This window comes from Limosilactobacillus caviae, from assembly GCF_014635905.1.
Taxonomy (GTDB): Bacteria; Bacillota; Bacilli; order Lactobacillales; family Lactobacillaceae; genus Limosilactobacillus; species Limosilactobacillus caviae.
This window is the reverse complement of the sequence record NZ_BMDS01000017.1, coordinates 1-10,103: the sequence shown is the minus strand read 5'-3', so window position 1 is coordinate 10,103 and position 10,103 is coordinate 1. Positions and strand designations below refer to the sequence as shown.

At 37.9% G+C, this 10,103-nt stretch carries 9 protein-coding genes and 19 tRNA genes; 2 read left to right on the top strand and 26 right to left on the bottom strand.

The genetic code is table 11. The features are described 5' to 3' along the window. Window positions 1–454 precede the first annotated feature (454 nt). Genes IEU90_RS11140 through yjbM form a run of 3 tightly spaced genes read right to left on the bottom strand, consistent with a single transcriptional unit; the run spans window position 455 to window position 2,829 of the window. The gene (locus IEU90_RS11140) at window positions 455–1,357 is read right to left on the bottom strand and encodes an RluA family pseudouridine synthase (RefSeq protein ID WP_153711002.1); all 903 of its coding nucleotides are present in this window, start codon (window positions 1,355–1,357) and stop codon (window positions 455–457) included. Continuing rightward, window positions 1,357–2,169, bottom strand: a complete 813-nt coding sequence (locus tag IEU90_RS11135; protein ID WP_153711003.1) for an NAD kinase — start codon at window positions 2,167–2,169, stop codon at window positions 1,357–1,359. Before IEU90_RS11135 ends, IEU90_RS11140 begins: the two co-directional genes overlap by 1 nt. Window positions 2,170–2,172: 3 nt before the next feature. Continuing rightward, window positions 2,173–2,829, bottom strand: a complete 657-nt coding sequence (yjbM, locus tag IEU90_RS11130) for a GTP diphosphokinase (RefSeq protein WP_153711004.1) — start codon at window positions 2,827–2,829, stop codon at window positions 2,173–2,175. 163 nt (window positions 2,830–2,992) lie between these two features. Between yjbM and IEU90_RS11125 the strand changes: the two genes are divergently transcribed. After that, window positions 2,993–3,631 (top strand): DsbA family protein, encoded by a 639-nt coding sequence (locus tag IEU90_RS11125; RefSeq protein WP_153711005.1) that lies wholly within the window; start codon window positions 2,993–2,995, stop codon window positions 3,629–3,631. A 44-nt stretch (window positions 3,632–3,675) separates the two neighbouring features. On the opposite strand, the gene IEU90_RS11120 is transcribed toward IEU90_RS11125, so the two are convergent. The 4 genes from IEU90_RS11120 to spxA form a co-directional block, all read right to left on the bottom strand. After that, entirely contained in the window at window positions 3,676–5,052 is a 1,377-nt protein-coding gene (locus tag IEU90_RS11120; RefSeq protein ID WP_188358144.1) for a C69 family dipeptidase, read from the bottom strand. 1 nt (window position 5,053) lies between these two features. After that, window positions 5,054–6,094: a competence protein CoiA gene (locus IEU90_RS11115; protein WP_153711007.1), complete on the bottom strand. Its 1,041-nt coding sequence runs from the start codon at window positions 6,092–6,094 to the stop codon at window positions 5,054–5,056. Between the two features lie 86 nt (window positions 6,095–6,180). Beyond that, complete coding sequence (locus tag IEU90_RS11110) at window positions 6,181–6,849, bottom strand: adaptor protein MecA (RefSeq protein ID WP_153711008.1); 669 nt, start codon at window positions 6,847–6,849, stop codon at window positions 6,181–6,183. 125 nt (window positions 6,850–6,974) lie between these two features. Next, window positions 6,975–7,376 (bottom strand): transcriptional regulator SpxA, encoded by a 402-nt coding sequence (gene spxA / locus IEU90_RS11105; RefSeq protein ID WP_153711009.1) that lies wholly within the window; start codon window positions 7,374–7,376, stop codon window positions 6,975–6,977. Window positions 7,377–7,718: 342 nt separating this feature from the next. On the opposite strand from spxA, the gene IEU90_RS11100 reads away from it, so the two are divergent. Then, window positions 7,719–8,210, top strand: coding sequence for a hypothetical protein (locus tag IEU90_RS11100; RefSeq protein WP_153711010.1), 492 nt, complete (start codon window positions 7,719–7,721; stop codon window positions 8,208–8,210). A 125-nt stretch (window positions 8,211–8,335) separates the two neighbouring features. Here the strand turns inward: IEU90_RS11100 and IEU90_RS11095 are convergent. The 19 genes from IEU90_RS11095 to IEU90_RS11005 form a co-directional block, all read right to left on the bottom strand. Beyond that, window positions 8,336–8,410, bottom strand: a tRNA-Asp gene (locus IEU90_RS11095). Between the two features lie 4 nt (window positions 8,411–8,414). Next, window positions 8,415–8,488: transfer RNA gene (locus IEU90_RS11090), tRNA-Met, on the bottom strand. An 11-nt stretch (window positions 8,489–8,499) separates the two neighbouring features. Continuing rightward, window positions 8,500–8,571: transfer RNA gene (locus tag IEU90_RS11085), tRNA-Glu, on the bottom strand. A 4-nt stretch (window positions 8,572–8,575) separates the two neighbouring features. Next, window positions 8,576–8,663: transfer RNA gene (locus tag IEU90_RS11080), tRNA-Ser, on the bottom strand. A gap of 2 nt (window positions 8,664–8,665) precedes the next feature. Further along, a tRNA-Ile gene (locus tag IEU90_RS11075) sits at window positions 8,666–8,740 on the bottom strand. A gap of 8 nt (window positions 8,741–8,748) precedes the next feature. After that, window positions 8,749–8,819, bottom strand: a tRNA-Gly gene (locus tag IEU90_RS11070). Between the two features lie 15 nt (window positions 8,820–8,834). After that, window positions 8,835–8,907 (bottom strand) — tRNA-Phe (locus IEU90_RS11065). A gap of 9 nt (window positions 8,908–8,916) precedes the next feature. Beyond that, window positions 8,917–8,991, bottom strand: a tRNA-Asp gene (locus tag IEU90_RS11060). A 4-nt stretch (window positions 8,992–8,995) separates the two neighbouring features. Further along, window positions 8,996–9,069: transfer RNA gene (locus tag IEU90_RS11055), tRNA-Met, on the bottom strand. 8 nt (window positions 9,070–9,077) lie between these two features. After that, a tRNA-Ser gene (locus IEU90_RS11050) sits at window positions 9,078–9,165 on the bottom strand. Window positions 9,166–9,210: 45 nt separating this feature from the next. Then, window positions 9,211–9,284 (bottom strand) — tRNA-Ile (locus IEU90_RS11045). 15 nt (window positions 9,285–9,299) lie between these two features. Continuing rightward, window positions 9,300–9,373 (bottom strand) — tRNA-Met (locus tag IEU90_RS11040). Window positions 9,374–9,403: 30 nt separating this feature from the next. After that, window positions 9,404–9,477 (bottom strand) — tRNA-Pro (locus IEU90_RS11035). A 5-nt stretch (window positions 9,478–9,482) separates the two neighbouring features. After that, a tRNA-Arg gene (locus IEU90_RS11030) sits at window positions 9,483–9,556 on the bottom strand. Window positions 9,557–9,563: 7 nt separating this feature from the next. After that, window positions 9,564–9,649: transfer RNA gene (locus IEU90_RS11025), tRNA-Leu, on the bottom strand. Between the two features lie 16 nt (window positions 9,650–9,665). Beyond that, window positions 9,666–9,737, bottom strand: a tRNA-Gly gene (locus tag IEU90_RS11020). Between the two features lie 9 nt (window positions 9,738–9,746). Next, window positions 9,747–9,819 (bottom strand) — tRNA-Thr (locus IEU90_RS11015). A 47-nt stretch (window positions 9,820–9,866) separates the two neighbouring features. Next, window positions 9,867–9,939, bottom strand: a tRNA-Lys gene (locus IEU90_RS11010). An 18-nt stretch (window positions 9,940–9,957) separates the two neighbouring features. Beyond that, window positions 9,958–10,030, bottom strand: a tRNA-Val gene (locus tag IEU90_RS11005). Window positions 10,031–10,103: the final 73 nt, after the last annotated feature.

Below are 10,103 nucleotides of genomic sequence, written 5' to 3'. Positions count from 1 at the left end.
ACTAACTAAGCAGTCAATCAACATATTTATTATATCATATATCGATTTAACTTGTCAAGAAGAAATTTAAATTAATTTTGAATTCCTTCTGATCAATAACTCAATCAGCAACTTTATTAATATATCATGTTGTCAATCAGATATCAATAACTATTTTGAATTTTTTTACTGAAAAGATTGCTAACCTAAGTAAGAAATATAGCCATGTAATATCATATCTTATCAACAACAGGAACTAAATTATATCTAAATTTCTTGCTCTTTTCAACATCTTTTCAAACTTTTTTGATTAAAAATATCATGGATTCTATTATCTAAATAATAGTCTAATCAGCCCAATAAAAAAATAGGTTCCAGTATTCAACAAAGTAAATCCTGAAATCCTATTTAAATTTTATAAAAATCATCAGATTACGAAGATAGGCTTAGATTCTTTAAGAGAACTGTTTAGGCCCTACTCTACCTTGGAGAAATAATAGTCCTTTGCTGCTTGAAAATCGTCCGGCAAGGGGGCAGTCACCGTAATATTCGTTTTCTTAAAAGGACTATAAAAGCTCAACCAGTAACAGTGAAGAGCCTGTCTCGGAATTATATTGGAACAATTTCCATACATTTTATCCCCTATTAATGGTAACCCTAGGCTGGCAAAATGTACTCTAATCTGATGCGTTCTTCCTGTATGTAGCCTAATTTTTACAAGGCTTGCCTGTGTATTGCTTTCTTGACACCAATATTCTGTAACAGATGCTTTTCCTGCCCGACCAACCATTCTCTTCACAAATGAATCTGGGTCGCGTTGAATCGGGGCATCAATATATCCATGCTGGGCCGGTACTTTCCCCTCAATCAGTGCCACGTAATTTTTCTTTACCAAATGTTTCTTTAGTTGTTCATCTAATACTGCATGTGCAAATCGGTGCTTTGGAAAGACTACTAAGCCGCTTGTATCACGATCTAATCGTGTTGCCACATGAGTTACCTGGTTCTCATAATTCTGCCGACTGTAATATCCTTTAACGCGGTTCACAAGACTATCAGCAACCGAAACATTATGAGCAGGAACCGTTGCAACCCCAGCTGGCTTATTCATGATTAGAAAGTCACGGTCTTCATAAACTATATCTATTGGGGCTGGACTAATATCAACATTATCATTAGAAACTTCTGGTGGGAGGATCAAGGTTACCTTATCATGATAATTTACCATATCAACTGCCCATTTATCCTCCCCATTAATTTGCATCTTTCCGCCATGATAAATAGCTACTTTTAACAGTGAAGAAGAGACACCATACATTTTTAATGCGGACCGTAATTTTCGCGGCGTTCTGTGATCATATATCCAACTAAATTCCATTAATGTACGCCACCGATAAATGAATCCTTTACGCGGCTCCAGAAATCATTATGCCGATACTGCGCAAAATTAATCCGTTGCTTGGAAACACTATAAGATAACTCTGTAAGGTATCTTTCTTTCTCGCTTTTGAGCATCCACTGATCACGGTCGCACGTAAGAACATGCCCATTCTCATCCCTTAAACGTAAGATTAGTTCAGTGTTAGCTCCAAAAATAATCGGTGAGCCTAGTGTTCTAAATACGCGGTTGTTTAGTGAAGCCATTTCTGCCAATTGAAAACCAATGCTATTAGGATCCATAATCGCACCGCCAACTGATTTATTATATGCAGTTGATCCTGTTGGCGTTGATATACACAACCCATCTCCCCGGAAATTTTCAAAAAGATGGTTATTAATAAATACATCACATACCATTGTACGGGTTATATTGCGAATTGTTGACTCATTAAGTGCAACATAATTTTCCGTTTGCCCATCAGAATAGGTCGCTTTCATATCAAGTAATGGATAAGAAACAGACTGCCCACTATCATTAACTAAACTATCAACTAAATCATCAATTTCAAAGCTACGCCAATCTGTATAAAAGCCTAGGTGACCAGTATGAATTCCAACAAAACGAATCTTATTGAGTTCCTTTTGGTAATGATGAAAAGCAGACAATAGTGTTCCATCCCCACCAATTGTTACAACAACATCAGGATCTTCTTCTACATAAGTCAATCCTGATCGTTTCATCTCTGCCTTTAATAATTTTGTTACTCGCTGGGATTCAGCGGTTTCATTATTATATATTCCGATCCTCATAGCCTACTCCTTTAATTCGTCTTTATTATTAATCGAGCTTCCTGACTTTCGATTAGAAAATAAAGTCTGTGCTTCTTTTATTTCTTCCCTAATCTCCGACATTTCGTTATCAAGCTTAAAAGCCGCCTCTGCAGCTCGTTGTAACCGTGCAGATAATTCTTCTGGAAACTCACCTTGATATTTATAATTTAGTGAGTGCTCAACTGTCGCCCAAAAGTTCATTGCCAAAGTTCGAACTTGAATTTCTGCTAAGATTCTTTTTTCTCCTGTAACTAGTTGGACAGGATATTCAATCACTATATGGTAGGAACGATACCCGCTCGGCTTAACATTAGTTACATAATCCCGTTCCTCTAAAATTGTCATATCACTTCGCTGCCGTAGCAAATCCACAACCTTATAGATGTCTTCTACAAATTGACACATAATCCGTAAACCAGCAATATCTTGCATATCTTGTTCTAAACGCTCTTCTTGGACGTGCCTTCTAACCATTTTTTCTTTAATACTATCTACCGGTTTTACCCGTCCAGTTACAAATTCAATTGGTGAATGCTGATTTTGGTCTTGGAATTGTTTTCTCATCCCACGTAATTTGACCTTTAATTCGTTTACGGCCTGTTGATATGGCAATAAAAAATGCTGCCAATCTTCAATCATAGTTCAGCCTCCTGTTAAATCTCCGTATATTTTAGCACACTTCTGATAATAACTCCGCATTTTGCCCCAAAACTAAATTCTTTACAAATTGTTCGATATTTGCAAAAATAATTATGTTCACAGGATTAGGATTTTGAGTATACAAATGATCGGAGGGGTAATTATGCTCGAACTTCATCTTTTTGTGAATCCATTAGGAATGCGTTGCTTGCGATGTGAAAAAGACGTGTTAAAAATCGATCGCAATTTAAATACAAAGATTAATTACCAATTTGTACCACTGTTCAATATGAAGACGATCGATAACACCATTAAATACTATCATCTAAATCCCCATGACCTTGCTATTCGACAACAAGTATCAAGAACCCTTAACCAAGTAATATTAGACTATAAGGCTGCACTTTTTCAAGGACGTAAACGTGGCCGCCACTATTTATTACTATTGCAATCGGCACTTATTAAACATGGTTTGGATTATAATGATGAATTAATTAGCAAAATTGCCCATAATTCAAGTCTTGACCTTGAAATGTTCTTTGAAGATCGGCATAGTCAACTTGCAAAGCAGGCATTTCGTCAGGATCAAAAAATAGCCAGTGATTTAGGTGTATCGGAAACCGCCACTGCTGTTGTTTTTAATACTGATGATTCTGATTACGGCCTAATGATTCCAAACTTTGACTATGATACTTTAATTAATGCTTTTAAAAGCGGTAAACTGGACCATGCTTCATCTTTAAATGATTTTGTTTCCCAATATCGTCCACCAAAATTACGAGTATTAAACAATAATAACTAAAAAGGTCTCTGCCATTTATGTATGGTAGAGGCTTTTTTCGCATATTAAAATTGCAAATGTTCTAATTTAAACGTCAACTTTACCAAAGCTCCTAATAACTTTCTCCCTTCAGTCATTGCAATTTCTGCCATTTGATTGTTAATCATCGTCAGATAAGCACTGATATCATCATAAGCGGTTATTTTTCTATCTGCCTTATGTTGAATATTTAACGTTTTTGCCATAACTTCTAACTCAAATTTTTCTTCTAAACCTTGGGCTTGTCGATAGTTTTGATCGCCAAGTGCAGCAATAGTATGAGTAAGCCAGTACATATCATCAAGTGAATATTCTGTGCTTGTATCACGATAGGCTGTCGGCGTATTATCAACGTTAGCATAAAAAGGAACTACTGCATTAAAAGTATTAGGTCCAAATGCTAACCAATGAACTCCGGCAATCTCTGGCGCTACATTATTTCGGATCTGTAAAATATGAAGTTCTAAATTTCTATTTAATGCTATTGAACGAAACGGAGCATCCCTATTTGTTAAATGATAAGGGTCATATTCAGTCCCTTGATAATGTGAGCTCATCAGTTTCTTTATTTTTGCAATAGTTATTTTCTCATTTGAATAGCAAATAAATGGCAAATCATTATTCTGCGGGTCGTCATTCACTGTTCCTAGCTGTTTTTGGACATACCAAGCACGCGGATTATTATAAACGGTATCCGTTACCGTTTCACTTCCACAAATATGGCGTAAATTATACCCTTCCTTATCAGGATTCAAGTTATTTTCGTCAATCCACTGCTTTAAGTCAGGGGAACTCAATGTACTTGGATTATCAAAATCGAAATGCGTGATGTTAAAACGGTTAGGTGCAATCACATATGCATTATCTGGAATCCTAATAGCCGCCCAATGATGCCCGCCAATTGTTTCCATGTACCAAACATCATTTTTGTCACTAAAAGCAATTGCATTGGCTTCATAAGTTCCATATTTTGTTAACAGTGCTCCTAAGGATTCTACTCCTTCGCGGGCGCTTTTAATATAAGGCAAGACCAGGGTCACAAAATCTTCTTCGCCAATCCCTGTCGATTCATTATAAGGATCATTAGCCAAGATTCGTGCATTAGTCGTAATTGTTTCAGTAGCGGTCATTGCCACGTTAGCACTATTAATTCCACCAGCGCCAAAGATACCATCCTTATCATCTGCATCAGGTGTTGATGTATATTTGAGTTTAGGAATAGGCAATTCAATTTTAAAATCAGTTGTTTTACTGCAATATTTTCGTGGCTGTCTTTCCGGCTTAATTAACGCAAACCTTTGCGGGTCAAATGCATTACCATAGTCTTCTTCACGACATATTATAGTAGACCCATCGATTGTTGCACTTTTCCCTGCTAAAAACGTTGTACATGTATGCTGCATGTTAGGCACCTCTCTTTTTATACTCTGATTGCACCTTTAATTGCGGATCGTCTACCCATTGCGGATGCCGATATAAAACAAAATAATTATCCATTTTAACAATTATTCTTACTCTAATTAACTCTAATGTATATTGTTTAATAACTTGATTACAAATCACATGAGGATCTATACATCCAGGACGCAACCAATTTTTACCTCCAATGTCAAATAACAATTTATTCCAAGAAGTACGTTCCCAAGAATAAAATATTGGAAACTCCTCTAGTATTAATATTACACCAATCCGCCAAATAATAATTGATTCACTCATTGCTGGCCAGCTTATGGTTAGGTCGTGACAAACTAACGGGCATTCTGCTAAGACATGCCCCGTCAATTTAAAAGCTGTTATTGCAAGTTCTTTAATTTTACGACTTCTACTACGATACTGAATAAATTTCAACATTGATATTTGCTGACATAAAATCTGCTTTTTATTAAACTTCAACTTGCTATACGAACATTGCCAATATTTTTGGTTTATAACCAACCGCCCTGTTTTTGTATCCCAAAATAATAAGACAAATTGATTATGATAAAGTTGGGTAAACTGAACTGCCTTCTTATTTCCTAACTTACGAAAATAAGGGGATCCTAACACCCACCAAACTCTTATTTTTTCTTGCTGATAACCCTTGTTTCGTTCCAGCAACCTTTCAAGACTTAGTGGGCTGCATTGAAACTCAATGGCTACCCTTTGTCCATCAATTTTTAGTAAAATATCTGGGCGTTGAGCAATTGAAGATAGATAAACTTCTAACCTAGGCTGCCATCCTTTTTTTAATGCCCATTGGTAAATCTGTTTTTTCCCTCGTAAATGTTCTAACGTTTCTCCTTCGCTTGCTCCACAATCACTCCCTTTTTGATGAGCAAAATGAGCAATTTTATATTTTCCACGGCGAAGAACTACCCTCCGTCTGCATCCAGGACAGTAATATTTATGGTGCATTTTAGCATTGTCCGCCAAAATTAATTGATCTTCATTCGTTGCAATTAGCATCTAATCCACTCCCTATAAATATATATACGGATTTTAACTAGATTTGCACGAAAAAAACCGCGTTGAGCAAAAAACTCAAACACGGCTTAAGCAAAATAATGACGTATTAAATGTAAGGCTGATACAGACATAATCTTTTTCCCGTGCTCACCTAAAAAGTCAACTGTGGTTGCAGTTGGATTTCCATATTCGTAGGCAAGCGCTAATTGATCCTTAACATCACTATTATTAGTAAGATCTTCTGGATAAGCAACTGCTAGATAATATCGTTGATCATATTTATACAGATTCGATGCTACATCTTCATCTTCAGCAATTTTTGCAAAATCGATTAAGTCCTCAAACGAATCAAAAGAAATTACTTGCCAATTTTTATGCTGAATTTTATTATCGGTATCATCAATTACTGTTTGTCGCTGGTCTTGATTCTCAGTTCTTTTTTGAGCTAAATGTTGCTTAATGTATTTAGACACCTGGTCATTAACTGATCCATGCTGTTCATCGCCAGCAAAATTAGAATCATTTTTACTAATAAATAATTCCAACCCGTCATTAGTAGGCATGACTTGAAAAGTAACAGCATCATTACTTTGAAATTGGTGATCAGTATCAACTTCTTTTAAAATGCTATAAAAGAAGTCTTCAATTTGTTGATGGTCGCCCAATAAATCTAGAATCGTAATTCCACGGGCAGATAAATCATCATTATCTACTAAAACGCGGATAGTATTTTCATTAATGCGTTCCATTTCCATTGAGCAGCACCTCCTTTTAGCGAAACTAGATGTTACTTCTATTGTAAGGATTTTCGATTAAAAGTAAAGTTACACGGGTAAAAGAATAAAAAAAGGAAAGCTCATCACTTTCCATATTCTATAAGTTAAATCATATTTGCTTTTTCTTGTGCTTCTACTAATTCGAGTTCGCGAACTTTTCGAGGTAAGAATCGACGAATTTCATCTTCATTATACCCCACCTGAAGACGCTTATCATCAATAATAATGGGCCGCCGTAATAGTCCAGGATTTTCACTAATTAACTTAAAAAGATCCTTCATTGATAAGTCATTAAGGTCCACATTTAATTTTTGATAAGCTTTAGACCGCTTTGAAATAATGTCTTCAGTACCATCTTCAGTCATCCGCAAAATATTCTTAATTTCGTTCAAAGACAACGGTTCAGAGAAAATGTTTCGTTCCTTATATGCAATATTATGTTCTTTTAACCAGGCACGTGCTTTACGACAAGACGTGCAGCTTGGAGACGTGTATAATGTAACCATTCTTTAGTGGCCTCCCTTATTAAGTTTAACTAGAACATTCATTAATACATTTATTATTATACTACTTTATTAATTAACATTAAAGCTATATAACAAAAATTATTAACTTTTTGTAAGTGTATTTAATAACCAAAAATCATTAACTTTGTTTATTTATCCCATAGATGTTTTACAAATATCAACAATTGAAAATAATTACTTACTTATTAACCGATTTATCATTTCGTATTATTTTAGAATCACATCCTTTCATAATGAAAATTAGTACTGTTCTAATTTAATTATTTTACTAAAGTGTACTATAATAGATATTGATTACTAACTTCTGAGGAGGGAATTAATATGTTAACAAAAATCAGTTTAACATTTGGTTCACGACAAATTCTACAATCGATTATTGATAAATATCCAGAACGTCATTTTAAGTTGATGCAAGCTACCACACACACCAGGAAATTAGCCTTATTTGATCTTTCTGGTAAGGATAGCATTTTCGAATCACCAGTTAAACTAACTGTCCTCGACTCAACTCTTGACGCAAGTCTCAATGGGATGTTTTACTACCAATCATTCCAAGTCAATGGTGATCGTCAAAAATTACTTTATAATACTCTCCAAAAGGTTATTACTGAACCTAGCAATATGAATGGCGGTTATTTGTTAACGGTAGATAATAAAGTCGAGGCTACGACATTAGTTCTCTTAACCTCATGGGAAAGCTTTGAAAACTTAACCACATGGAAAGAAAGTGAATCCTTTAAATCCTTACAAAACTTCACAAGTATGGGTTCAGATAACAGCTATTATGATGAAATTTACAAAACTATTTTTTAATCGAAATATAAATCCAAAAAGCTTAGTTATGTTTGCAATCGCATAGCTAAGCTTTTTATTTTCCTATAAATTATTAAAATAAAAAAGGCAGAGGATTAATTCCTCTAACCTTACACATAAACATACGGTCCGTACGAGACTCGAACTCGTGATCTCATCCGTGACAGGGATGCGTCCTAAACCAACTAGACCAACGGACCAAAATTGCGGGGGCTGGATTTGAACCAACGACCTCCGGGTTATGAGCCCGACGAGCTACCAGACTGCTCTACCCCGCGATAATAAAAGATGACCCGTGCGGGATTTGAACCCACGATACCAGCGTGAAAGGCTGGTGTCTTAACCACTTGACTAACGGGTCATAACGGAGAAGGAGGGATTCGAACCCTCGCACCGCTTTCGCGATCTACACCCTTAGCAGGGGCGCCTCTTCAGCCACTTGAGTACTTCTCCAATGGGCCTAAATGGACTTGAACCATCGACCTCACGCTTATCAGGCGTGCGCTCTAAACCAGCTGAGCTATAGGCCCATATTGAAAGCGGGTAACGAGAATCGAACTCGCGACAACAGCTTGGAAGGCTGTGGTTTTACCACTAAACTATACCCGCATAATAATTAGTTAATGGCGCGGGACGGAATCGAACCGCCGACACACGGAGCTTCAATCCGTTGCTCTACCAACTGAGCTACCGAGCCAAAAATATACGGTCCGTACGAGACTCGAACTCGTGATCTCATCCGTGACAGGGATGCGTCCTAAACCAACTAGACCAACGGACCAAAATTGCGGGGGCTGGATTTGAACCAACGACCTCCGGGTTATGAGCCCGACGAGCTACCAGACTGCTCTACCCCGCGATAATATAAGGAGGATGAGGGATTCGAACCCTCGCGTCGCTCTCACGGCCTAGCGGTTTTCAAGACCGCCCCCTTCAGCCACTTGGGTAATCCTCCATAATAAGATTAAACAATAATGATTCATCAAAGCTAATCCTCTGATGGACCTTGTAGGACTCGAACCTACGACCGGGCGGTTATGAGCCGCTTGCTCTAACCAACTGAGCTAAAGGTCCAAAACAGCCAGCCAATCGCGGCGGGGGGGATCGAACCCTCGACCTCCCGGGTATGAACCGGACGCTCTAGCCAGCTGAGCTACACCGCGAAAAAACTAATAATTATATTAATTTCCAAATCGGGAAAACAGGATTCGAACCTGCGACCCCCTGGTCCCAAACCAGGTGCTCTACCAAGCTGAGCTATTTCCCGAAAAATGCACCCAGAAGGAGTCGAACCTTCAACCTTCTGATTCGTAGTCAGACACTCTATCCAATTGCGCTATGGGTGCATGTAAGTGCCGAGGACCGGGATCGAACCGGTACGGTTATCACTAACCGCAGGATTTTAAGTCCTGTGCGTCTGCCAATTCCGCCACCCCGGCATTATAGAACTGGCAAAGCGGAAGACGGGATTCGAACCCGCGACCCCCACCATGGCAAGGTGATGTTCTACCACTGAACTACTTCCGCATATTAAAGTGCCGACTAGAGGATTCGAACCTCCGACCCCCTGTTTACAAGACAGGTGCTCTGCCAACTGAGCTAAGTCGGCAATTGACACTTTTTTTGGTTTTATATCAAATATTTACTATTTGATAATGAGCCGTGACGGGCTTGAACCGTCGACCCTCTGATTAAAAGTCAGATGCTCTACCAACTGAGCTAACGGCTCATGAGCTAAATTGCTCAATGGAGGATACAGGGCTCGAACCTGTGACCTCCTGCTTGTAAGGCAGATGCTCTCCCAACTGAGCTAATCCTCCATAAAGCGTGGCAACGTCCTATCCTCGCAGGGAGCGATCCCCCAACTACTTTCGGCGTGTTGAAGCTTAACTT